The organism is Pseudomonas sp. G3-19 (assembly GCF_054855875.1).
This window is the reverse complement of sequence record NZ_JBMPIQ010000003.1, coordinates 3,116,546-3,140,199: the sequence shown is the minus strand read 5'-3', so window position 1 is coordinate 3,140,199 and position 23,654 is coordinate 3,116,546. Positions and strand designations below refer to the sequence as shown.

Here is a 23,654-nt window from a genome sequence, read left to right as displayed (position 1 = left end):
TGACTGGAAGATTGCTTTCGCGAGCAAGCTCGCTCCCACAGGGTGATGGGGAATTCCTACACGAGTTGGCTGAGTTTGCTCAGATTATTCAGGTACTCCCGGGGATTGTCCCCGAGCAACCGGCGAAACATCGCGCTGAACGCCCGCGCGCTGCCGTACCCCAGATCCCGCGCCACGCTCTGCACGCTGTCCCCGGCGAGCAGGCGCGGCAGCGCTTCCATCAGGCGCAGTTGCTGGCGCCAGGCGTTGAAACTCATCTTCAGTTGTCGCTGGAACAGCCGCGCCAGAGTGCGTGAGCTGGCGCCGACCTGCTGCGCCCAGTCTTCCAGGGTGTTGGGGTGATCCGGTGTGTGCAGCAACGCCAGACAGATGTTCTGCAGGCGTCGGTCAGTAGGCATTGGAATGTGCAGCGGCAGGTTGTCCAGGCTGGCGAGCTCTTCCAGCATCAACTGCTGGATCAGCGGATTGTCCGCGTGCGGCGGGCCCTGCACGGCGCGCAGGATCAACTCGCGCAGTAGCGGCGTCACCGCCAGCACGCAGCACTGTTGCAGGCTGGCCGGTGACAGCTCGGGGGCAATGAACAGCGAGCGCATCTGCACATCGCCGGACATGAAAATCTCGTGCGCGACTTGCGGCGGAATCCACACTGCGCGGCTTGGCGGAATCACCCAGGCACCGAGGTCGGTGACCACTCGCATGATCCCTCGGACGGCATACAGCAACTGCGCCTCGCGGTGCAGGTGCAGCGACTGGTGCGCGCCGTCCAGATAATCCCGGGGATAGGCACTCACCGGGCCGTGTTCGAAGTGGCTGATCAACATGTCGGATTCGATGACCTGGTTGGCAGGTATGCGCTTTTTCGCCAACTTAGCATAAAGCCGCTGACACCAATCCGCCCATAACAAACACAAGCGTGCCGCCATGAACCAATCCCGAAACGTGATTCGCTACGTCAACGCCGCCCATGTGATCGATCACATGTTCATGCTGATTTTTCCCGCCGCCGTGCTCGGCATGACCCAGGCCTTCGGCCTCGACTACGCCGCGCTGATCGGCCTTTCGCTGGGCGGGTTCATTGCCTTTGGCGCCTGTTCGTTACCGGCCGGCTGGCTGGGCGATCACTGGAGTCGGCGGCAGATGATGCTGGTGTTTTTCTTCGGCATCGGCGCCTCGGCGATCTTCACCGGGCTGAGCACCAGCCCGACGATGCTGGTGATCGGGTTGACCCTGATCGGCATTTTCGCCGCGATCTACCACCCGGTGGGTACCGCGATGCTGGTGGCCTACGCGCAGAATCGCGGGCGGGAGATCGGCATCAATGGCATGTGGGGCAACCTCGGCGTAGCGTTCTCGGCGCTGATCACCGGGTTGCTGGTGGCGCAGTTCGGCTGGCGGTCGGCCTTTGTGTTACCGGGGGTGGTGGCGATCATGCTGGGAATCGGCTTTGCCTTGCAGGTGCGTGAAGAGCCGATCCCGCAGCGTCCACACACCGCACTGAAGGGCGCTGCCGGGCAGCGGATTTCGATGCTCATGGTATTCGGCGTGCTGGCGCTGGCGACGGCCACCGGTGGCGTGGTGTTCAACGCCACCACCATGACCTATCCGAAGCTGTTTCAGGAACGTCTGCATGACCTGTTCGCCTCGCCGCAAACCCTCGGCGTGGTGGTCAGCCTCGCGTATGCCTTTGGTGCAGTCGCGCAGTTGAGCATTGGCCAGGTGCTGCACCGAGTCAGCCTGAAATGGCCGTTTATTGTGTTGACGCTGTTTCAGGCGCCGCTGTTGTACGCCATGGCGTATGTCGATGGCTGGGCAGTGATCGTGCTCGGTGCGGCGTTCATGTTCGTGGTGTTCGGTCAGGTGACGGTGAACGACTCGATGGTCGCCAATTTCGTCGCGCCGCAGTGGCAATCGCGGGTCTTCGCCCTGCGTTACTGCCTGTCGTTCGGCGCCAGTGCGACGGCGATTCCGCTCATTGCCTACATCGAGCCGCGCCATGGGTTTGTCGGGCTTTACTTGATTCTGGCGGGTTTCGGCGCATTGACCTTCCTTGCTGCGCTGGTTTTCCCACGGACGCCTTCAGAAGCGGCTGTAGGGCAAACGGCCTGAACGGCGCTGAAATACCGACAAATGCTGGCGCAAAGCTAGCATTTGTACGGCTGTGCAAATCATTCCTTCGGCTGATTTGACTGGGGTATAACGGCTCTAGAGTAACGCTCTCTACGCCAACACCGTGCAGCCAGAAAAGGGATTCATATGTTGCAGACTCGCGTCATTCCCCCGGCCGATGGGGCCTACCAGTATCCATTGCTGATCAAACGGCTGCTGATGTCCGGCGCCCGTTACGAGAAAACCCGCGAGATCATTTACCGAGACCAGTTGCGCTACAGCTATCCGACCCTGATCGAGCGGGTGGCGCGGCTGGCCAACGTATTGACGGCGGCCGGGGTGAAGGCGGGTGACACCGTGGCGGTGATGGACTGGGACAGCCATCGCTACCTCGAATGCATGTTTGCCATTCCGATGATCGGCGCGGTGATCCACACCATCAACGTGCGTCTGTCGCCGGAGCAGATCCTCTACACCATGAACCACGCCGAGGACCGCTTCGTGCTGGTCAACAGCGAGTTCGTCGGGCTGTACCAGGCCATCGCGCCGCACCTGACCACCGTCGAGAAAACCCTGCTGCTGACCGATCTGCCGGAAAAGACCGCCGAGCTGCCGAACCTGGTCGGCGAGTATGAGCAACTGCTGGCCGCTGCGAGCCCGCAGTACGACTTCCAGGACTTCGACGAGAACTCGGTCGCCACTACCTTCTACACCACGGGCACCACCGGTAACCCGAAAGGTGTGTACTTCACCCATCGGCAACTGGTGCTGCACACCATGGGCGTGTCGACTATCATGGGCGCGATCGACAGCGTGCGCCTGCTCGGCACCAGCGACGTGTACATGCCGATTACCCCGATGTTCCATGTGCATGCCTGGGGCTTGCCGTACGTGGCAACCATGCTCGGGCTCAAGCAGGTTTATCCGGGGCGTTACGACCCGGAGTTCCTCGTCGAGCTGTGGCGCAAGGAGAAGGTCACGTTCTCCCACTGCGTGCCGACCATCCTGCAGATGCTGCTCAACGCCAAAGGCGCACAGGGCACCGATTTCGGGGGCTGGAAGATCGTCATCGGTGGCAGTGCGCTGAACCGTACGCTGTATGAAACCGCCAAGGCCCGGGGCATTCAGTTGACGGCGGCGTACGGCATGTCGGAGACCGGGCCACTGGTTTCCTGTGCGCATTTGAACGACGAGTTGATGGCCGGCACCGAAGACGAACGCACCACTTACCGGATCAAGGCCGGTGTGCCGGGGCCGTTGGTGGAAGCGGCGATCGTCGACGCCGAGGGCAACTTCCTCCCCGCCGACGGCGAAACCCAGGGCGAACTGGTGCTGCGCGCGCCGTGGCTCACCGAAGGCTATTTCAACGAACCGCAGAAGGGCGCCGAGCTCTGGGCCGGTGGGTGGCTGCACACCGGCGATGTGGCAACGCTCGACAGCATGGGCGTGATCGACATCCGCGACCGCATCAAGGATGTGATCAAGACTGGCGGCGAATGGATTTCCTCGCTGGACCTCGAAGACCTGATCAGCCGTCATGTGGCGGTACGCGAAGTAGCAGTGGTGGGCATCGCCGATCCGCAATGGGGCGAGCGGCCGTTTGCACTGCTGGTGATCCGCGAAGGGCACGAGATCGGGGCGCGCGAGCTCAAGGAACACCTCAAGCCGTTCGTGGAACTGGGTCACTTGAGCAAGTGGGCGATTCCAAGCCAGATCGCCCTTGTTACGGAAATTCCCAAGACCAGTGTCGGCAAGCTCGACAAGAAGCGCATCCGCCTCGACATCACCGAATGGCAGGCCAACAACAGCACCTTCCTTTCGACACTTTGAGTGTCTGCTGGCGCGCCGAAACCGGCGCGCCAGACCCACCAAGCAAGCGCTTGGCTTGTTAAATCGAAAAATTCAGCCATCCTTGCCGTGCCGACATGTGTCGGACTGGCGAAAGGACTGTTCCAGAGTGGCCGGCAGCTGCAAATCACACTTTAGAGGGATCAAGCAGTACCCCCTGCTGGCTATAGTCCGCTCAAGGATTTTTAAGAACGGGGCACACGCACGAACAGGGGCGATGCAACTTTGGAGTGACGTCGGGTGGCTACTGGCTCCCGGTCTTCCAGGCGTTTTTAAAAGTACTCACTGCCATAACAATAATGCACATGGAGTAGCGTCGATGACATCAGTAAACCAGTTCTGGCGCCGGGCTAAACTGCCTCTGGCCGTCAGTCTTGCCTCTACGCTCGCCGGGCCCGCATTCGGCGTCAGTTTCAACGTCGGTGAAATCGAAGGTCAGTTCGACTCCTCGCTCTCCCTGGGCATGAGTATCTCGACCCAGCAGCCGAACAAGGACCTTATTGGTGTCAACAACGGCGGCAAGGGCCTGTCCCAGACCTCCGACAACGGCCACCTGAACTTCAAGAGCGGGCAAGCCTTCTCGAAGATCTTCAAGGGCATCCATGATCTGGAACTGAAATACGGCGACACCGGGGTCTTCGTCCGGGGCAAATACTGGTACGACTTCGCGCTGCAGAATCAGGACCTGGAATACAAGGACGTCAGCAACCACAACCGCGACGTCGCGGCGCGCTCTTCCGGCGGGCAGATCCTAGACGCCTTCGTTTACCACAACTACTCGATTGCCGATGAGCCGGGTTCGGTGCGTCTGGGCAAGCAGGTGGTGAACTGGGGCGAAAGTACCTTCATCGGTGGCGGCATCAACTCGATCAACCCGATCGACGTGTCCGCGTTCCGCCGTCCGGGTGCCGAGATCAAGGAAGGTCTGATCCCGGTCAACATGTTCTACGTATCCCAGAGCCTCACCGAAAACCTCTCGGCTGAAGGTTTCTACCAGATCGACTGGCAGAAGACCGTGACCGACAACTGCGGCACCTTTTTCTCGCAGCCGGATATCGTCACCACCGGTTGCGACGATAACCTGCGGGTACTGAACAAGCGTTCGACCATTCCGGGTATTGCGCTCGGGCCGTTGGCCAACGCTGGTGTCGACGTCAACGAAGAGGGCGTGCTGGTGCGCCGTTCGCCCAACCGCAACGCGCGTGACAGCGGGCAGTGGGGCGTTTCCGCCAAGTACATGTTCGACCCGCTGGCCACCGAGTTCGGCGCCTACTTCATGAACTACCACAGCCGTGCGCCGATCTTCAGCGCCACCGGCGCGCCCCAGTCGATCTATAACGGCGTCAAGGCATTGCCAGGGCCGTTCCAGGCACTGGGCCCGCTGGTCGTGGCAGGCAACTCGGAATACTTCATCGAATACCCTGAAGACATTCGCCTGTACGGTCTGAGCTTCTCCACTACCCTGCCTACCGGTACGGCGTGGAGCGGTGAAGTCAGCTACCGGCCGAATGCTCCGGTGCAGTTGAACTCCACCGACATCCTGTTCGCCGGCGTACGTCCGCTGGGAGGCGCGTTGACCAACGCGTCGGTCCTCAACGGCGTGCCGGGCCAGGATCTGCACGGTTACAACCGTAAAGAAATCACCCAACTGCAAACCACCCTGACGCACTTCTTCGATCAGGTGATGGGCGCCAACCGGCTGACCCTGGTGGGTGAAGTCGGCGTGACCCACGTCGGTGGTCTGGAAAGCAAATCCGAAGCCCGTTACGGCCGCGATCCGGTGTTCGGCCCGGGCGAACTGCCTGCCACGGGAGGTCTCAACACCTGCTCGCAGATCCTCAACACCTCCACCATCAACGGTGCCGGGCCGGGGGCTTCGCGCGACAACGTTTCCAGCAACTGCAACAACGATGGTTTCACCACGGCCACTTCGTGGGGCTATCGCGCTCGTGCCATCTGGGATTACAGCGACGTGTTTGCCGGTGTGAACCTCAAGCCGAACGTGGCCTGGTCGCACGACGTGAAAGGTTACTCGCCAGGCCCTGGCGGCAACTTCGAGGAAGGTCGCAAGGCCATCAGCCTCGGTCTCGATGCCGAATACCAGAACACCTACACGGCGAGCCTGGCCTACACCAACTTCTTTGGCGGCGACTACACGACCGTGGACGATCGTGACTTCGTGGCCTTGAGCGTCGGCGTGAACTTCTAAGCACAGTTTTTTCAGGACGAACACACATATGAAAATAACAAAGAGTCTGTTCCACGCGAGTGTTCTGGGTTTGTCGCTGCTGGCGACCAGCGTCATGGCGGCCGTTCCCGCCGCCGAAGCCGACAAGCTGGGCAAGAGCCTGACCCCGATGGGCGCCGAAATGGCCGGCAACGCCGACGGTTCGATCCCTGCCTGGAAACCGTTGGCGAAAAATGCCGGCACGGTCGACAGCAAGGGCTTCCTGTCCGATCCGTTCGGCAGTGAAAAACCGCTGTTCACCATCACCGCGCAGAACGTCGAGCAGTACAAGGACAAGCTTGCTCCGGGCCAGTACGCGATGTTCAAGCGCTACCCGGACACCTTCAAGATTCCGGTTTATCCGTCCCATCGCGGCTCGACCGTGCCGGATGACGTGTTCGCCGCGATCAAGAAAAACGCCACCACCACCAATCTGGTCGCAGGCGGTAACGGTCTGGAAAACTTCGATACCGCCGTGCCGTTCCCGATTCCGAAAAGCGGTCTGGAAGTGATCTGGAACCACATCACCCGCTATCGCGGTGGCAGTGTGACCCGTCTGGTGACCCAGGCGACTCCGCAAACCAACGGCTCGTTCAGCCTGGTGTACTTCCAGGACCAGTTCGTGTTCCGCGACAAGATGAAGGACTACGATCCGGCCAACCCGGGCAACATCCTGTTCTACTTCAAGCAGAAAGTGACCGCGCCGGCACGTCTGGCCGGTACCGTGCTACTGGTGCACGAAACCCTCGACCAGGTGAAGGAGCCGCGCAAGGCGTGGGTCTACGCCACTGGTCAGCGTCGTGTGCGTCAGGCACCGCAAGTGTCCTATGACGGTCCGGGCACTGCCGCGGACGGTCTGCGTACCTCCGACAACCTCGACATGTACAACGGTGCGCCGGATCGCTACGACTGGAAGCTCGAAGGCAAGAAAGAGATGTACATTGCCTCCAACAGTTACAAGATCGACTCGCCGACCCTCAAGTACGCCGACATCATCAAGGCCGGCCATATCAACCAGGACCTGACCCGTTACGAGTTGCGTCGTGTCTGGCACGTGGTCGCCACCCTGAAACCGGGTCAGCGCCATATCTATGCCAAACGTGACTTCTACATCGACGAAGACACCTGGCAGGCAGCAGTCATCGACCACTACGACGGTCGCGGTCAGCTGTGGCGTGTCGCCGAAGCGCATGCCGAGGACTACTACGACAAGCAAGTGCCGTGGTACGCACTGGAAGCCCTGTACGACCTGCAATCGGGTCGCTACCTGGCGCTGGGCATGAAGAACGAAGAGAAATCAGCGTATGACTTCGGTTTCTCTGCCACCAAGAGCGAATTCCAGCCGGGCAATTTGGGCCAGGACGGTATCCGCTAAGCTTTGACCCGAGGCCGCATCCTCGAAAAAACGCCCCGACTGGTTCGGGGCGTTTTTTTTGGCGTTGATTTTTGTAGGAGCTGCCGGCTCTCGACAGTCTTTTTGTAGCCATTTGTAGCAGCAACCTTCATAACCGCTACGTTTAAGGCTAGGCTGCGGACATCTGCTACGCCGCCAACCGCCATTCGAACAAGAGCCGGCCATGACTGATCTGTCCCCACTTCCGGGTCCCGCAAGCGTTGCCGTCGCGGCACTGGACGGACGTTTTTTCCGTCCTCCGCTGCCGGACGGATACGTCTTGCGGCCACGTCTCTGCGAGCGCCTGCAAACCGGGCTCGGTGGACGTCTGTTACTGGTCTGCGCTCCGGCCGGGTTCGGCAAGAGTTCGCTGGCGGTGGAGTTCTGTCAGAGCCTGCCGGGGCACTGGCAAAGTCTCTGGCTGGGATTGAGCCCACGGGATAACGATCCGGGGCGGTTTCTCGAGCGATTGCTGGAGGGACTGCAGGACTACTTTCCGGATCTGGGCAGTCGTGCACTCGGCCTGTTGAAGATGCGCCAGCGCCATCAGCCGTTCGCCTTCGAAGAATGGCTCGACGGCTTGCTCGATGAGTTGGCCCTGCAACTGCAACCGACGGCGCCGCTGTTGCTGGTGCTCGACGACTACCATCTCGCCCAAGGCCCGGTACTCGACCGTTGCCTGCAGTTTTTCCTCAATCATCTTCCCGATGGCTTGCTGGTCATGGTCACCAGTCGGCAGCGCCCGGACTGGCATCTGGCGCGTCTGCGCCTGTCGCGCCAGTTGCTCGAACTGCATGAGCAGGACTTGCGCCTGACCCACGATGAAGCCCTGACGCTGCTCGATCGACACAGCAGTTCATTGCGCGGCGAAGCGCTGGAAAACCTGATCCAGCGCAGCGAAGGCTGGGTGGCCGGACTGCGTTTCTGGTTGCTTGCGGTCTCCGAGGCTGGCAGCGGGGCTCCGCTGCCACCCGCGCTGAACGGCGGGGAAGGGCTGATCCGCGATTACCTGCTGGAAGAAGTGATCGATTGCCTGCCGGCCGAGGTGCAGGCGTTTCTCTACGACACCGCCCCTCAAGAGCGCTTTTGCAGCGAGCTGTGCGACGCGGTGCGCGAAGCCCACGACAGCGCCGAAATCCTGCGGTTTCTGTTGGCGCATCAGGTATTTCTGGTACCGCTGGACGAACACGGTCACTGGTATCGCTATCACCATTTGTTTTCCGATCTGCTGCGCAGCCGTCCCGTGACCCAGACGCTGGTGCCGGCGGCGACCCTGCACCTGCGCGCCTGTCGCTGGTTCAATGCTCAAGGGCTGCTCGACGAAGCGGTGGAGCAGGCCTTGCGCGCCGGCCATCTGGATGTCGCAGCGAATCTGGTGCAGAACCTGTCCGAGGAACAACTGCTCGCCGAGCAGAACGTGGGCATGCTGCTGCGCTGGAAAATGGACTTGCCCGACAGTCTGCTGATCAGCACGCCACGCTTGATCGTGCTCTACAGCTGGGCGCTCGGGCTGGCCTGTCAGCTGGATGCCGCTGAAGAGCTGGCCAGTCATTTAAGTCGTTTCCTGCCGGCGCCTTCGGCCTCTGCGCAGAAGTCGATGCTCGCGCAATGGCTGGCGCTCAGCGGCATCATCGCCCGCGGGCGCGGGCATCGTGAGCTGACCCAGCGCTATTGCAGCGAAGCGCTGGAAAGCCTGCCGGTGAAACGTTACGGGCAACGCCTGATGTGCCTGTCGACCTTGTCCAATCTGGCGATCGCCGACGGTGACCTGTGGCGTGCGCGGGGCTTGAATCGAGAATCCCTCGAGCTGGCGCAGCGGGTCGGCAATCCGTTGTTCGAAGCCTTGGCGCATTACGACCGGGCGCGGGTCCTGCAATCGCGCGGGGAAATTCTGCGGGCACTGGATGAGGTGCATCAGGGTCTTGATCGTCTGCGCGGGTTGTCGGCGCAACGTCTGTACGCGGTGCGTGCGCGATTGACGCTGTATGAAGGTTTTCTGCTGTCGATGCGCTTGCAACCGCAGCAGGCCCGGGCCCGATTGCTGAGCGGTCTGGCCGAAGCGCGGGCCTGTCGCGATATCAGCGTATTGATCGGTCACTGCGTGATCGCCCGTCTCGACGGCAGCCTCGGCGAATTCGCCAAGGCCTTCGCCGAACTCGCTGAAGCCGAGCGTCTGATGCATATATGGGATGTGCCGCCGATCTACTATCTGGCGATGATCACCCTGGTCAAATGCGAACTGTGGCTGGCGCAAGGCCGCACTGATCTGGCCGAAGCCTGGCTGGCACGACTGGGCCAGACCTACACCGGCGAACGTGCAGCCGCACCACCGGAATTTCATCCACAGCTGCCGCTGCATGTGGAATTGCAACAAGCGTTGCTCGACGTGATCAAGGGCCAGCCGATGCTCGCCGAAGGGCGGTTGAATGTGTTGCTGGAAAACGGTCAGCAAACCGGGCGCCAGTTGCTGTGTGTGATGGCGCTGGCGCAGAAAGTGAATTTGCTGCTGAGCAGTGGCCGCGAATCCGAGGCACGCAAAGCATTGAACCAGGCGCTGGAAGCGGCTGCGGGCGGCGTGATACAGCCATTTGACGCCTTGATCAACGCGCATCCGGACTGGCTGCGCAGCCAGCTGCAAAACTCGCCAGCACTGGCAGGACAGCAGTTGCTGACGCATTTTCCGCTGGTGGTTGCCCGTCCTGTCATTGAATGTGGATCTGCCGAACAACTCAGCAGTCGCGAGCTGGCGGTGCTGCGTTTGATTGCCCAGGGATGTTCCAATCAGGAAATCAGCGAGCAACTGTTCATTTCGCTGCATACGGTGAAAACCCATGCCAGCCATATCAACAGCAAGTTGGGGGTTGAGCGGCGTACTCAGGCGGTGGCCCGCGCCAAGGCGCTGGGGTTAATGATCTAGTCCCGCTAAAATCTTCGACATCAGCGGTTTTCGCCGCCGTCGAATATTGATCAGGATTGCCCCATGACTGTTCCAGCGCCTGCGCTCATCCGCGAAACCTTTCCCGTCGGCCCGCTGCAGTGCAACTGCACGATCATCGGCGACCCCATCACGAAAAAAGCCATCGTCGTCGATCCGGGCGGCAACCCCGATCTGATCATGGCGCGCCTCGATGCCCACGGTCTGAAAGTGGTCAGCATCATCCACACCCACGCGCATCTCGATCATTTCCTCGCCTCCGGGCAGATGAAGGAAAAGACCGGCGCAACCCTGCATCTGCACAAGGAAGACCAGTTCCTGTGGGACAACCTTGAAATGCAATGCCAGATGTTCGGTGTGCCCTACACGCCGGTGCCGTCGCCGGATCGCTGGTTGAGCGACGATGAAGAACTGGCCTGCGGCTGCGGCGTGGCGCTGCATACGCCGGGACATACGCCCGGTTCCATGAGCTTTTGGTTTTCCGAGGCTAAGCTGTTGATTGCCGGCGACACGCTGTTTCGTCGCGGGGTAGGGCGCACGGATTTGTGGGGCGGCGATCAGGCGACCATCGTGCGATCGATCAAGCAGCGGCTGTACACCCTCGACGAAGACGCAATCGTGGTTGCCGGACATGGCCCGGACACGCGTCTCGGGGATGAAATGCGCGAAAACCCGTTCGTGCGCGCCTAAACATTTTGTCATGAGTGTGCGGCGGAATTTTTCGGCATTGTCATGATCCAACGCCCGCACAGGTCTATTGCCTAGGGCCGCTGCCACACAGAATGCGAAAAAAACCAGGAGCTTTTCATGTTCACCACGCCTCGTTTGATTATTGTTGCTACCGCTGTGGCCATGTTGGCCGGCTGCGCCTCGCCCAACCCGTATGACAATCAGGGGCAGGCCGACGGTGGCTCGCAAGGCATGAGCAAAACCGCCAAGTACGGCGGTCTCGGTGCGCTGGCCGGCGCCTTGGCAGGTGCCGCCATCGACCACAACAACCGTGGCAAGGGTGCCTTGATCGGCGCGGCGGTCGTTGGTGCCTCGGCGGCCGGTTACGGTTACTACGCCGACCAGCAAGAGAAAAAGCTGCGCGCCAGCATGGCCAACACCGGGGTTGAAGTGCAGCGCCAGGGCGATCAGATCAAGCTGATCATGCCAGGCAACATCACCTTCGCCACCGATTCGGCGAACATCGCGCCAAGCTTCTATCAGCCACTGAACAACCTGGCGAACTCGTTGAAAGAGTTCAACCAGAACCAGATCGAAATCGTCGGCTACACCGACAGCACCGGCAGCCGTCAGCACAACATGGACCTGTCTCAGCGTCGTGCGCAGAGCGTGGCCACCTACCTGACTTCTCAAGGTGTCAGCGGTGCCAACCTCTCGGCCCGTGGCGCCGGCCCGGATAACCCGATTGCCAGCAACGGTGACGTCAATGGCCGCGCGCAGAACCGCCGCGTCGAGGTCAACCTGAAAGCGATTCCGGGTCAGCAGTATGGTGGTCAGCAGCAACAGCCGGGGACGGTTCAGCAGTATCCGTAAGTGAATGCTTGAGTGAAGAAATGCCCGGTCTTGTGACCGGGCATTTTTTTGGGTTGCCCGTGCTGGCCCTTTCGCGAGCAAGCCCGCTCCCACAGGGATGGGTGTTGTTCACAGAATCTGCGTTCACCACATGACCCTGTGGGAGCGGGCTTGCTCGCGAAGGGGCCGGACCCATCACCCTCAAATCATCAGATACAAAAAAAGCCCCCGGACAACCGAATTGTCCGGGGGCTTTTTGTTGGGCGCGAAACCCGATTACTTCTTCAGGCCGTAATGCTCATCGAGCATGCCCGGCGAGTTCGGGGCTTTCGGTGCGTAGTCGCGTGGCGGCTCCTGATCGCGCGGTGGCGTCAGACGTTCGCGCGGTGCCTGCGCGGCATCGGCGTGCAAAGCGGCGATCAGGCGTTGACGGGTCTGCTCGTCCAGGGCCAGGCGGTTGGCACCCTCGGCGAGATGATCCTGCACTTCCTGATAGCTCTGGGTCAGCTTCTTGACCAGCGTCGCGGTGCTGTTGAAGTGAGTGACCACCTCGTTTTGATAGCTGTCGAAACGCTCCTGGATATCATCCAGTTGACGCTGCGTGCGGCTCGGCGCGGCATTCGGTGCGACGCGAGCGATCAGGAATCCAATGGCGACACCCACAACCAGGGCAAGAGTCGGTAACAACCAAACTAAGAGCGAGTGTTCCACGAGTCCTTCCTCTATAAACGGCTTTGCTTTACGTTAACGGCTCGAACCTGCGCTGTATACCGCGATTCACTCGCAATAGATTGGCACAGACAATTTGCTAGACGAGTCGACCCGATTCGAGGTCACGGAGTTCCTTCCTTGCTGATGCGTGAAACCCCTGTAGTGATTGCCGGCCCAGTCGGCCAAATCGAAGCGCTGTACCTCGATAACGAGCAGCCAGTCGGCATTGCGCTGATCTGCCATCCAAACCCGGTGCAGGGCGGCACCATGCTCAACAAGGTCGTCTCGACCCTGCAGCGCACTGCGCGCGACGCAGGTTTGATCACCTTGCGCTTCAACTATCGCGGCGTCGGTGCCAGCGAAGGCTCCCACGACATGGGCAGCGGTGAAGTCGACGACGCTCAGGCTGCCGCAGCATGGCTACTGGAAAAGCATCCGGAGCTGCCGCTGACCCTGTTCGGTTTCTCCTTCGGCGGATTTGTTGCAGCAAGTCTCGGCGGTCGTCTCGAAGCCCAAGGCGTGCAGCTCAAGCAGTTGTTTATGGTCGCGCCGGCGGTGATGCGCCTGGGCGATCAGGATCAACTGCCACAGCACGGCGAGCTGACCGTGATCCAGCCGGAAACCGACGAAGTGATCGATCCGCAGTTGGTCTACGACTGGTCGGAAAAACTCCAGCGCCCCCATGAGCTGCTGAAAGTGGCAGAATGCGGACACTTTTTTCATGGCAAGCTGACCGATCTCAAGGATCTGATCCTGCCGCGTCTCTCGAATTGATTGCAGTCTGACAAGCGATTACCCATGACGAACCGTACCCGTATCCTCACCGGCATCACCACCACCGGCACGCCGCACCTGGGCAACTACGCCGGCGCCATCCGCCCGGCGATTCTCGCCAGCCGCGACAGCAATGCCGATTCGTTCTACTTCCTGGCCGACTACCACGCCTTGATCAAATGCGATGACCCGCTGCGCATCCAGCGCTCGCGTCTGGAAATCGCCGCGACCTGGCTGGCCGGTGGCCTGGATGTCGACCGTGTGACCTTCTATCGCCAGTCCGACATCCCGGAAATCCCCGAGCTGACCTGGCTGCTGACCTGCGTCGCCGCCAAAGGCTTGCTCAACCGGGCGCACGCCTACAAGGCCTCGGTGGACAAGAACGTCGAGAGCGGTGAAGACCCGGATGCCGGGATCACCATGGGTCTCTACAGCTACCCGGTGCTGATGGCGGCGGACATCCTGATGTTCAACGCGCACAAGGTCCCGGTCGGTCGTGATCAGATCCAGCACGTGGAAATGGCCCGCGACATCGGCCAGCGCTTCAACCACCTGTTCGGCCAAGGCAAAGAGTTCTTCACCATGCCTGAGGCGCTGATCGAGGAGAGCGTGGCGACCTTGCCCGGCCTCGACGGGCGCAAGATGTCGAAGAGCTACGACAACACCATCCCGCTGTTCTCCAGCGCCAAAGAGATGAAGGACGCGATCTCGCGGATCGTCACCGACTCCAAAGCGCCGGGCGAAGCCAAAGATCCGGACAACTCGCACCTGTTCACTCTGTTTCAGGCGTTCGCCACACCGGCGCAGGCGGACGAATTCCGCAGCGAACTGCTCGGCGGTCTGGGTTGGGGCGAGGCGAAGAATCGTCTGTTCCAGTTGCTCGACAATGAACTGGGCGAGTCCCGCGAGCGTTACCACCAGTTGATCGAGCGCCCGGCGGATCTGGAAGACATCCTGCAACACGGCGCGAAAAAGGCTCGTGCGGTGGCGACGCCGTTCCTCAACGAACTGCGTGAAGCGGTCGGCCTGCGTTCGTTCGTCAATCAGGTGCAAGTCGCGGCGACCACCAAAAAGAAAGCCGTGAAAGCTGCACGTTTCGTGAGCTTCCGTGAAGACGACGGCAGCTTCCGCTTCCGTCTGCTGGCGGCTGATGGCGAGCAACTATTGCTGTCGCGCAACTTTGCCGACGGCAAAACCGCCGGCCAAGTGACCAAGCAACTGCAATCCGGTCAGGCGCTGGACATCCGCAATCAAGACCTGAGCTTCAGCGTGTGGCTGGAAGGCGAGTGCGTTGGTGACAGCCCGGCGTTCGCCGATGCTGCTGCGCGAGACGCGGCCATCGAGGCTCTGCGCGTTGCACTGACCCCGGTTCAGGACTAATCCGCGGCGCGGCCCGACCAAGGGCTGATTGCCATTCCTACGGGCCGTCGCTACAGTGACGGCCCGTTTTTGTTGCCTTGCTAACGAATTATGACGCCCCTAGAACGATATCAAGCTGATCTGAAACGCCCGGACTTCTTCCATGACGCCGCGCAGGAAACTGCCGTGCGTCATCTGCAGCGCCTGTACGACGATCTGATCGCGGCCGAGCAGAACAAGCCGGGTTTGCTGGGCAAGCTGTTTGGCAAAAAGGATCAGACGCCGGTCAAGGGTCTGTACTTCTGGGGCGGCGTGGGTCGCGGCAAGACTTACCTGGTCGACACCTTCTTTGAAGCGCTGCCGTTCAAGGAAAAGACCCGCACCCACTTCCACCGCTTCATGAAGCGTGTGCACGAAGAGATGAAAACCCTCGGCGGCGAGAAAAACCCGCTGACCATCATCGCCAAGCGCTTCGCCACCGAGTCGCGAGTGATCTGCTTCGATGAATTCTTCGTTTCGGACATCACCGACGCGATGATCCTCGGCACGCTGATGGAAGAGCTGTTCAAGAACGGCGTGACCCTGGTCGCGACCTCGAACATCGTTCCGGACGGCCTGTACAAGGACGGCCTGCAACGCGCACGCTTCCTGCCGGCTATTGCGCTGATCAAGCAGAACACCGAGATCGTCAACGTCGACAGCGGTGTCGACTACCGTCTGCGCCACCTCGAACAAGCGGAGCTGTTCCACTATCCGCTGGATGAAGCCGCCCATGAAAGCCTGCGCAAGAGCTTCAAGGCCCTGACGCCGGAATGCACCGCCGCGGTGGAAAACGATGTGCTGATCATCGAGAACCGTGAAATCCGTGCCCTGCGCACCTGCGACGACGTGGCCTGGTTCGACTTCCGCGAACTGTGCGACGGCCCACGCAGCCAGAACGACTACATCGAGCTGGGCAAGATCTTCCACGCCGTGCTGCTCAGTGGCGTCGAGCAGATGAGCGTCACCACTGATGACATCGCCCGGCGTTTCATCAACATGGTCGACGAGTTCTACGACCGTAACGTCAAGCTGATCATTTCTGCCGAAGTCGAGTTGAAAGACCTGTACACCGGCGGACGCCTGACGTTCGAATTCCAGCGTACGCTCAGCCGTCTGCTGGAGATGCAATCGCACGAATTCCTGTCCCGGGCGCACAAGCCTTAAACAGATTCGGCATACAAAAAAGGGCCTGCAATTGCAGGCCTTTTTTTATGCGACGCAGTACCCCTGTGGGAGCGGGCTTGCTCGCGAATGCGGTGTGTCAGCTAAATAGATGCCGACTGAAAGTATGCTTTCGCGAGCAAGCTCGCTCCCACAGGAGGCCTTGTGTCGTTCAAAAGCTACGCAGCCTGCTGAAACTGCTGCCGATACTGGTTCGGCGACAGCTCGGTGTGCTGGCGGAACAGCCGCGCAAAGAAGCTCGCATCGTCGTAGCCGACCTCATAACTGATGGTCTTGATGCTCTTGCGGCTGCCGGACAGCAAGCCCTTGGCGGTCTCTATACGCAACCGTTGCAGGTAGTGCAGCGGCTTGTCACCAGTCGCGGTCTGGAAGCGGCGCATGAAGTTGCGGATGCTCATGCCGTGCTCGCGGGCCACGTCTTCGAAGCGGAACTTGTCGGCGAAATGCTCTTCAAGCCAGTGCTGGATCTGCAGGATGATCACGTCCTGGTGCAGCTTCTGCCCGCCGAAACCGATGCGACCCGGCGAATAACTGCGCTGCACTTCATACAGAATGTCGCGGGCCACGGCTTGCGCCACGTTGGCGCCGCAGAAGCGTTCGATCAGGTAGATATAGAGATCGCAGGCCGAAGTGGTGCCGCCGGCGCAATACAGGTTGTCAGCGTCGGTCAGGTGCTTGTCCTGATTGAGGTACACCTTGGGGAAGCGCTCGGCGAAGGCATTGAAGAAACGCCAGTAGGTGGTCGCTTCCTTGCCATTGAGCAGTCCGGCCTCGGCCAGCCAGAATACCCCGGTGGCTTCGCCGCAGAGCACGGCGCCGCGGGCATGCTGCTCGCGCAGCCACGGCAGGATTTGTGGATAACGGCCGCACAGGGTTTCAAAGTCGTCCCAGAACGCCGGGAGGATGATGACGTCGGCGTTTTCCAGGCCGCCGTCCACCGGCATCATCACGTCACTGAAACTGTTCACCGGTTTGCCGTCGGGGCTGACCAGGCGGGTTTCGAACGCCGGTGTCAGGCCGTGGCCCAGTTGTTTGCCGTAACGCAGGCTGGCCAGATGGAAGAAATCCTTGGCCTGCATGAGAGTGGATGCGAAAACCCGGTCGATTGCCAGGATGCTGACGCGCCGCAAGGGCGTGGAGACTTGCTTGGACATAATTCAACTTTTGTTTTGTTTTTATAAGGGAAAGTGGTCACCAGACGGCTGGATCGTCTTATTTTTTGTCGGATGTGTCCAGTGTCCTGTGTCGGAGGTGAGGCTTAGTCTCTGAAGGTCATATCCCTCCAACAAGAATGAAAGGTGCCGCATGATCCCCAGAACCTTGTTCAGCTCCGAGCACGAATTGTTCCGCGACAGCGTACGAACCTTCCTCGAAAAAGAGGCTGTCCCGTTCCATGCGCAATGGGAGAAACAAGGCCACATCGACCGCAAGCTGTGGAACAAGGCCGGGGAGGCGGGGATGCTCTGCTCACACCTGCCGGAAGAATACGGCGGCCTGGGCGCGGACTTTCTGTACAGCGCGGTGGTGATCGAAGAGGTCGGTCGCTTGGGTCTGACCGGTATCGGCTTTTCGCTGCATTCGGACATCGTCGCACCGTACATCCTGCATTACGGCAGCGAAGCGCTTAAGCACAAATACCTGCCGAAACTGGTCTCTGGCGAGATGGTCAGTGCGATTGCCATGACCGAACCGGGCGCCGGCTCCGACCTGCAAGGGGTCAAGACCACGGCGGTGCTGGATGGCGACGAGTACGTGATCAACGGCTCCAAGACTTTCATCACCAACGGCTTCCTCGCTGATTTGGTGATCGTCGTCGCCAAGACTGATCCGAAGGCCGGTGCCAAGGGCACTAGCCTGTTTGTGGTAGAGGCGAATACGCCGGGCTTCGAGAAGGGCAAACGCCTGGAGAAGGTCGGAATGAAGGCTCAGGACACGTCGGAATTGTTCTTCCAGGACGTGCGTGTTCCCAAGGAAAACCTGTTGGGTCAGGCCGGGGCAGGGTTCGCTTATTTGATGCAGGAATTGCCACAGGAGCGACTGACGGTAGCGATCGGTGGTCTGGCCTCAGCCGAAGCTGCGCTGAAATGGACGCTGGATTACACCCGTGATCGCAAGGCGTTCGGCAAGGCGATTGCCGACTTCCAGAACACCCGCTTCAAACTGGCGGAAATGGCTACCGAGATTCAGATCGGCCGGGTCTTTGTCGACAAGTGCCTGGAACTGCACCTGCAAGGCAAGCTCGATGTTCCAACAGCGGCGATGGCCAAATACTGGGGCACCGACCTGCAATGCAAGGTGCTCGACGAGTGCGTGCAGTTGCATGGCGGCTACGGCTTCATGTGGGAATACCCGGTGGCCCGGGCGTGGGCGGATGCGCGCGTGCAGCGCATCTATGCCGGCACCAATGAAATCATGAAGGAGATCATTGCGCGCTCGTTGTGAGCTTTGCAGTGAATTGACAGGCCCTTTCGCGAGCAAGCCCGCTCCCACAGGTACGGAGTGATCTTTGTGGGAGCGGGCTTGCTCGCGAAGCTTTTAGCGGTCGATCAAGGTGCCGGATTCGGGTGATCCTTGTGAATCGCCTCGATCCCCGCCAGCACTTTATCGGAAAGTTTCAGATCAAAACTGGCAATGTTGCTGTCCAGTTGCTCCAGCGTCGTCGCGCCAATGATGTTGCTGGTGACGAACGGTTGCTGGGTGACGAACGCCAAGGCCATTTGCGCCGGGTCCAGACCATGTTCCCGGGCCAGTGCCACGTAACGGCTGCAAGCAGCTTCCGACTGCGGGTTGAAGTAGCGGCTGAAGCGGCTGTAGAGGCTCAGGCGGCCTTTCGGCGGGCGAGCGCCACCTTCGTACTTGCCGGACAGGAAGCCGAACGCCAGCGGCGAGTACGCGAGCAGGCCGCACTGTTCGCGAATGGCGATTTCCGCCAGGCCGATTTCGAAGCTGCGGTTGAGCAGGTTGTACGGGTTCTGGATCGACACCGCGCGCGGCCAGCCACAGGCTTCGGCCAGGGCAAGGAAACGCATGGTGCCCCACGGGGTCTCGTTGGACAGCCCGATGTGGCGGATCTTGCCGGCCTTCACTTGTTCGTCGAGCGCTTCGAGGGTGTCTTCGAGCGGTGTCAGGTTGGCTTCGATCTTGTGCTTGTAGCCCAGCTGTCCGAAAAAGTTGGTGCTGCGCTCCGGCCAGTGCAATTGATAAAGGTCGATGTAATCGGTCTGCAGGCGCTCGAGGCTGGCATCCACCGCGGCGGTGATGTGCTGGCGGTTATGGCGCAGGTTCTTGTCGCGGATGTAGTCGATGGTGTTGCCGGGGCCGGCGATCTTGCTGGCGAGGATCCAGTCGGCCCGATCACCACGGCTTTTGAAATAATTGCCGATGTAGCGCTCGGTGGTGGCGTAGGTTTCGGCTTTCGGCGGCACCGGGTACATCTCGGCGGTGTCGATGAAATTGATCCCGGCTTCCTTGGCCCGTTCGATCTGGGCGAAGGCTTCAGCTTCAGTGTTTTGCTCGCCCCAGGTCATGGTGCCGAGGCAGATTGCACTCACGTTCAGGTCGGTACGGCCTAGCTGGCGATAGTCCATCGGGTGCTCCTTGGGCAAAACAATCATAAAAGCAGGTTGAAAATTTTTTCGCAATCTGCATAATTGCCGACCTCTTTCTGCAGTGGAAGTGATGCGCCGCCGCCGAAGAATCTTGCCGTTGAACGGACGCGCCGACCCGAGCCCCCGAAAGCGTCTGTATCCGGCTGCCTTTGACTTGTCAAAGTACGCACTATTCAGTAAGATCCGCCGTCTTATTTACAGGCGGCCCCTGAGGCTATAAAGAATGAAAACTTTTACTGCTAAACCGGAAACAGTAAAGCGCGACTGGTTTGTCGTCGACGCTGCTGGTCAGACCCTGGGTCGTCTGGCCACCGAAATCGCGAGCCGTCTGCGTGGCAAGCACAAGCCTGAGTACACTCCTCACGTTGACACCGGCGACTACATCGTCGTAATCAACGCCGAGCAGATCCGTGTAACCGGCGCTAAAACCACTGACAAAATGTACTACTCCCACTCCGGTTTCCCGGGCGGCATCAAGTCGATCAACTTTGAAAAGCTGATCGCCAAAGCCCCTGAGCGCGTGATCGAGACCGCGGTTAAAGGCATGCTGCCTAAGAACCCGCTGGGTCGTGACATGTACCGTAAGCTGAAAGTCTATGCGGGCGCTGCACACCCTCATACTGCTCAGCAGCCCCAAGAACTGAAGATTTAACGGAATAGTTCATTATGTCGGCGACTCAAAATTACGGCACTGGCCGTCGCAAGACCGCAACCGCACGCGTTTTCCTGCGTCCGGGTACTGGTAACATCTCCATCAACAACCGCTCCCTGGACTCGTTCTTCGGCCGCGAAACTGCCCGCATGGTAGTTCGTCAGCCGCTGGAACTGACCGAGACTGTCGAGAAGTTCGACATCTACGTCACTGTCATCGGTGGTGGTGTAAGTGGTCAGGCTGGCGCAATCCGCCACGGCATCACTCGCGCTCTGATGGACTACGACGAAACCCTGCGTAGCGCTCTGCGCAAAGCTGGCTTCGTTACTCGCGACGCCCGTGAAGTTGAACGTAAGAAAGTTGGTCTGCGTAAAGCGCGTAAGCGTCCGCAGTACTCGAAGCGTTAATTCGTTTCCACGTTCAAAAAAGAACGCCCGATTCCTCACGGAACCGGGCGTTTTTTTATGCCTGCGATTTATCAAAAGAATTGCGCTGTGACAACTTGCCACATTCGTAGACCCCCTATACTGCAAGGCTTGAGGGTATGAGCTCCGGGTAATTCCCTTGTCAGAATTGGGGCTTTTCATTACCATCTCGGCAAAATTTTTATAAGTAACATTGATTTATTTAGTAGATGCCTGATTTAACAGGCCACAAAGCTGATGGGAGAGGACTGAATGAGCAATGACGGCGTGAATGCAGGCCGGCGTCGCTTCTTGGTAGCAGCCACATCCGTGGTGGGTGCTGCAGGAGCGGTGGGGGCTGCGGTCCCGTTCGTGGGGTCATGGTTTCCCAGTGCCAAGGCGAAAGCCGCCGGTGCACCGGTGAAAGTGAATGTCAGCAAGATCGAGCCAGGACAGCAGATGATTGCCGAGTGGCGCGGCCAGCCGGTGTTCATTGTCCGCCGTACTGCGGAAATCCTGGGGAATCTCAAGAAGATCGAGGGCCAGCTCTCCGATCCGACTTCCAAGAACTCCACGCAACCCACCTATGTCGACCCTGAAGTGCGTTCGATCAAGCCGGAAATTCTCCTGCTGATCGGGATCTGCACTCACTTGGGTTGCTCACCAACCTTCCGTCCCGAAGTGGCGCCTGCAGATCTGGGTAAAGACTGGGTCGGTGGCTATTTCTGCCCTTGCCACGGCTCCCACTACGATCTGGCTGGCCGCGTCTACAAGTCGCAACCTGCGCCTTTGAACCTGCCAGTTCCCCCGCATTCCTATGAGACCGATGACCTGATTGTCATTGGCGTCGATACGGAGAAAGCGTGATGAGCAAGTTCATGGATTGGGTGGATGCGCGCTTCCCTGCGACCAAAATGTGGGAAGACCATCTCAGCAAGTATTACGCGCCAAAAAACTTCAACTTCTTCTATTTCTTCGGCTCGCTGGCGCTGCTGGTGCTGGTCAATCAGATCGTCACCGGTGTCTGGCTGACGATGAGCTACACGCCGTCGGCAGAAGAGGCGTTCGCTTCCGTCGAATACATCATGCGCGATGTCGAGTACGGCTCGATCCTGCGTCTGCTGCACTCCACCGGCGCGTCGGCGTTCTTCATCGTGGTCTATCTGCACATGTTCCGTGGCCTGCTCTACGGTTCGTACCAGAAACCACGTGAACTGGTCTGGGTATTCGGCATGCTGATCTACCTGGCGCTGATGGCCGAGGCCTTCATGGGTTATCTGCTGCCTTGGGGTCAGATGTCCTACTGGGGTGCCCAGGTGATCATCTCGCTATTCGGTGCGATTCCGGTGATCGGTAACGACCTGACCCAGTGGATTCGGGGTGACTACCTGATCTCCGGAATCACCCTGAACCGCTTCTTCGCCCTGCACGTGGTGGCGCTGCCGATCGTGATTCTTGGTCTGGTGGTGCTGCACATTCTGGCGCTGCACGAAGTCGGCTCGAACAACCCTGATGGCGTCGACATCAAGAAGCACAAAGACGAAAACGGTGTCCCGCTGGATGGCATTGCTTTCCACCCGTACTACACCGTGAAAGACATCGTCGGCGTAGTGGTGTTCCTGTTCATCTTCTGCTTTATCGTGTTCTTCTTCCCGGAAATGGGCGGCTACTTCCTCGAAAAACCAAACTTCGAGCAAGCCAACCCGTTCAAGACGCCTGAGCACATTGCACCGGTCTGGTACTTCACACCGTTCTACGCGATCTTGCGTGCGATCCCGGACAAACTCATGGGTGTTATCGCCATGGGCGCCTCGATTGCCATGCTGTTCGTGCTGCCGTGGCTGGATCGCAGCCCGGTCAAATCGATGCGTTACAAGGGCTGGATGAGCAAAATCTGGCTGGTGGTGTTCTGCATTTCCTTCGTGATCCTCGGCATTCTGGGCGTACTGGCCCCGACGCCGGAGCGCACGCTGGTGTCGCAGATCTGCACCTTCCTGTACTTCGCCTACTTCATTCTGATGCCGTTCTACACCAGGCTCGAGAAGACCAAACCGGTTCCGGAAAGGGTGACTGGCTGATGAAAAAGTTATTTTTTGCTCTGATTTTTGCTGCTCTGCCTGTGCTGTCTTTCGCCGCTGAACACGGTGGTCCGGAGCTGGAAAAAGTCGATATCGACGTGTCCGACAAGGCTGCCCTGCAAGATGGTGCGCGGACCTTCGCCAACTATTGCATGGGCTGCCACAGTGCCAAGTTTCAGCGTTACGAGCGGGTGGCCGATGACCTCGGCATTCCCCACGAAATGATGCTCGAGAAGCTGGTGTTCACTGGCGCCAAGATCGGCGATCACATGAACATCGGCATGCAGCCGGCGGACGCCAAGACCTGGTTCGGTGCTGCTCCGCCGGACCTGACTTTGGTGGCTCGCGTGCGTGGTACTGACTGGCTCTACGGTTACCTGCGCTCGTTCTACGAAGATCCGGCACGTCCTTGGGGCGTGAACAACAAGGTCTTCCCGAACGTCGGCATGCCTAACGTGCTGGTCGGCCTGCAAGGTCGCCAGGTGGTTGGCTGTAAGCAAGTGCAGATCGTCGAGGACGGCAAGAAGCAATACGATCCGCTGACCGGTACGCCGCTGACCCATGAAGCGTGCGATCAGTTGACCATCGTGCCGAAATCCGGTGCTCTGAACGAAGAGCAGTTCGATGAGAAGGTCAAGAATCTGGTAACCTTCCTGGCTTACTCGGCTAACCCGGTTAAGCTGCAACATCAGCGCATCGGTACTTACGTCTTGCTGTACCTGGCGTTCTTCTTTGTGTTCGCCTACCTGCTCAAGCGTGAATACTGGAAAGACGTGCACTGATACGCTTCAAGCATTGCTGTTAATCGCGCGCG

20 protein-coding genes are annotated in these 23,654 nt (G+C 59.6%); 16 read left to right on the top strand and 4 right to left on the bottom strand.

The window, feature by feature from the left end; all coding sequences use genetic code 11:
- Nucleotides 1–56: 56 nt before the first annotated feature.
- Entirely contained in the window at nucleotides 57–821 is a 765-nt protein-coding gene (locus tag ACOYXI_RS14370; RefSeq protein ID WP_461674983.1) for an AraC family transcriptional regulator, read from the bottom strand.
- A 100-nt stretch (nucleotides 822–921) separates the two neighbouring features.
- On the opposite strand from ACOYXI_RS14370, the gene ACOYXI_RS14365 reads away from it, so the two are divergent.
- The 7 genes from ACOYXI_RS14365 to ACOYXI_RS14335 all read left to right on the top strand — a co-directional run bounded on the left by ACOYXI_RS14365 (nucleotide 922) and on the right by ACOYXI_RS14335 (nucleotide 12,051).
- Nucleotides 922–2,106: an MFS transporter gene (locus tag ACOYXI_RS14365; protein ID WP_098965555.1), complete on the top strand. Its 1,185-nt coding sequence runs from the start codon at nucleotides 922–924 to the stop codon at nucleotides 2,104–2,106.
- 147 nt (nucleotides 2,107–2,253) lie between these two features.
- Nucleotides 2,254–3,936 carry a fatty acid--CoA ligase gene (locus tag ACOYXI_RS14360; protein ID WP_461674982.1) on the top strand — a complete coding sequence of 561 codons (1,683 nt, stop codon included), beginning with the start codon at nucleotides 2,254–2,256 and terminating at the stop codon, nucleotides 3,934–3,936.
- A gap of 337 nt (nucleotides 3,937–4,273) precedes the next feature.
- On the top strand, nucleotides 4,274–6,163 hold the full coding sequence (locus ACOYXI_RS14355; protein ID WP_098965554.1) for a DUF1302 domain-containing protein: 1,890 nt from the start codon (nucleotides 4,274–4,276) through the stop codon (nucleotides 6,161–6,163).
- A gap of 28 nt (nucleotides 6,164–6,191) precedes the next feature.
- Nucleotides 6,192–7,556 (top strand): DUF1329 domain-containing protein, encoded by a 1,365-nt coding sequence (locus ACOYXI_RS14350; RefSeq protein ID WP_027612198.1) that lies wholly within the window; start codon nucleotides 6,192–6,194, stop codon nucleotides 7,554–7,556.
- A 202-nt stretch (nucleotides 7,557–7,758) separates the two neighbouring features.
- Nucleotides 7,759–10,491: a LuxR C-terminal-related transcriptional regulator gene (locus ACOYXI_RS14345; protein WP_461674981.1), complete on the top strand. Its 2,733-nt coding sequence runs from the start codon at nucleotides 7,759–7,761 to the stop codon at nucleotides 10,489–10,491.
- A 63-nt stretch (nucleotides 10,492–10,554) separates the two neighbouring features.
- Complete coding sequence (locus ACOYXI_RS14340) at nucleotides 10,555–11,199, top strand: MBL fold metallo-hydrolase (protein WP_027612196.1); 645 nt, start codon at nucleotides 10,555–10,557, stop codon at nucleotides 11,197–11,199.
- Between the two features lie 117 nt (nucleotides 11,200–11,316).
- Complete coding sequence (locus ACOYXI_RS14335) at nucleotides 11,317–12,051, top strand: OmpA family protein (protein WP_007961595.1); 735 nt, start codon at nucleotides 11,317–11,319, stop codon at nucleotides 12,049–12,051.
- A gap of 255 nt (nucleotides 12,052–12,306) precedes the next feature.
- Here the strand turns inward: ACOYXI_RS14335 and ACOYXI_RS14330 are convergent, their stop codons facing one another.
- Entirely contained in the window at nucleotides 12,307–12,741 is a 435-nt protein-coding gene (locus ACOYXI_RS14330) for a Z-ring associated ZapG family protein (RefSeq protein WP_027612195.1), read from the bottom strand.
- A 144-nt stretch (nucleotides 12,742–12,885) separates the two neighbouring features.
- Here ACOYXI_RS14330 and ACOYXI_RS14325 point away from each other — a divergent pair, with 144 nt between their 5' ends.
- The 3 genes from ACOYXI_RS14325 to zapE all read left to right on the top strand — a co-directional run bounded on the left by ACOYXI_RS14325 (nucleotide 12,886) and on the right by zapE (nucleotide 16,080).
- Nucleotides 12,886–13,515: an alpha/beta hydrolase gene (locus ACOYXI_RS14325; RefSeq protein ID WP_097086289.1), complete on the top strand. Its 630-nt coding sequence runs from the start codon at nucleotides 12,886–12,888 to the stop codon at nucleotides 13,513–13,515.
- A 24-nt stretch (nucleotides 13,516–13,539) separates the two neighbouring features.
- The gene (locus ACOYXI_RS14320; protein ID WP_135296538.1) at nucleotides 13,540–14,895 is read left to right on the top strand and encodes a tryptophan--tRNA ligase; all 1,356 of its coding nucleotides are present in this window, start codon (nucleotides 13,540–13,542) and stop codon (nucleotides 14,893–14,895) included.
- A 90-nt stretch (nucleotides 14,896–14,985) separates the two neighbouring features.
- Nucleotides 14,986–16,080 carry a cell division protein ZapE gene (zapE, locus tag ACOYXI_RS14315; protein WP_041074841.1) on the top strand — a complete coding sequence of 365 codons (1,095 nt, stop codon included), beginning with the start codon at nucleotides 14,986–14,988 and terminating at the stop codon, nucleotides 16,078–16,080.
- 176 nt (nucleotides 16,081–16,256) lie between these two features.
- On the opposite strand, the gene ACOYXI_RS14310 is transcribed toward zapE, so the two are convergent.
- Nucleotides 16,257–17,153 carry a GlxA family transcriptional regulator gene (locus ACOYXI_RS14310; protein WP_171061848.1) on the bottom strand — a complete coding sequence of 299 codons (897 nt, stop codon included), beginning with the start codon at nucleotides 17,151–17,153 and terminating at the stop codon, nucleotides 16,257–16,259.
- A 250-nt stretch (nucleotides 17,154–17,403) separates the two neighbouring features.
- Here ACOYXI_RS14310 and ACOYXI_RS14305 point away from each other — a divergent pair, with 250 nt between their 5' ends.
- Nucleotides 17,404–18,540, top strand: coding sequence for an acyl-CoA dehydrogenase family protein (locus tag ACOYXI_RS14305; protein ID WP_003228064.1), 1,137 nt, complete (start codon nucleotides 17,404–17,406; stop codon nucleotides 18,538–18,540).
- A gap of 104 nt (nucleotides 18,541–18,644) precedes the next feature.
- On the opposite strand, the gene ACOYXI_RS14300 is transcribed toward ACOYXI_RS14305, so the two are convergent.
- Nucleotides 18,645–19,685, bottom strand: coding sequence for an NADP(H)-dependent aldo-keto reductase (locus ACOYXI_RS14300; RefSeq protein WP_461674980.1), 1,041 nt, complete (start codon nucleotides 19,683–19,685; stop codon nucleotides 18,645–18,647).
- Nucleotides 19,686–19,929: 244 nt separating this feature from the next.
- On the opposite strand from ACOYXI_RS14300, the gene rplM reads away from it, so the two are divergent.
- The 5 genes from rplM (at nucleotide 19,930) to ACOYXI_RS14275 (ending at nucleotide 23,622) form a co-directional block, all read left to right on the top strand.
- Nucleotides 19,930–20,358, top strand: coding sequence for a 50S ribosomal protein L13 (gene rplM, locus ACOYXI_RS14295; RefSeq protein ID WP_003228062.1), 429 nt, complete (start codon nucleotides 19,930–19,932; stop codon nucleotides 20,356–20,358).
- Between the two features lie 14 nt (nucleotides 20,359–20,372).
- Nucleotides 20,373–20,765, top strand: a complete 393-nt coding sequence (rpsI, locus tag ACOYXI_RS14290; RefSeq protein ID WP_007961615.1) for a 30S ribosomal protein S9 — start codon at nucleotides 20,373–20,375, stop codon at nucleotides 20,763–20,765.
- 270 nt (nucleotides 20,766–21,035) lie between these two features.
- On the top strand, nucleotides 21,036–21,629 hold the full coding sequence (gene petA, locus ACOYXI_RS14285) for a ubiquinol-cytochrome c reductase iron-sulfur subunit (protein ID WP_003228055.1): 594 nt from the start codon (nucleotides 21,036–21,038) through the stop codon (nucleotides 21,627–21,629).
- Nucleotides 21,629–22,840 (top strand): cytochrome b, encoded by a 1,212-nt coding sequence (locus tag ACOYXI_RS14280; protein ID WP_096797145.1) that lies wholly within the window; start codon nucleotides 21,629–21,631, stop codon nucleotides 22,838–22,840. The genes petA and ACOYXI_RS14280 overlap by 1 nt, the downstream gene beginning before the upstream one ends.
- Nucleotides 22,840–23,622 (top strand): cytochrome c1, encoded by a 783-nt coding sequence (locus ACOYXI_RS14275; RefSeq protein ID WP_007917027.1) that lies wholly within the window; start codon nucleotides 22,840–22,842, stop codon nucleotides 23,620–23,622. Before ACOYXI_RS14280 ends, ACOYXI_RS14275 begins: the two co-directional genes overlap by 1 nt.
- Nucleotides 23,623–23,654: the final 32 nt, after the last annotated feature.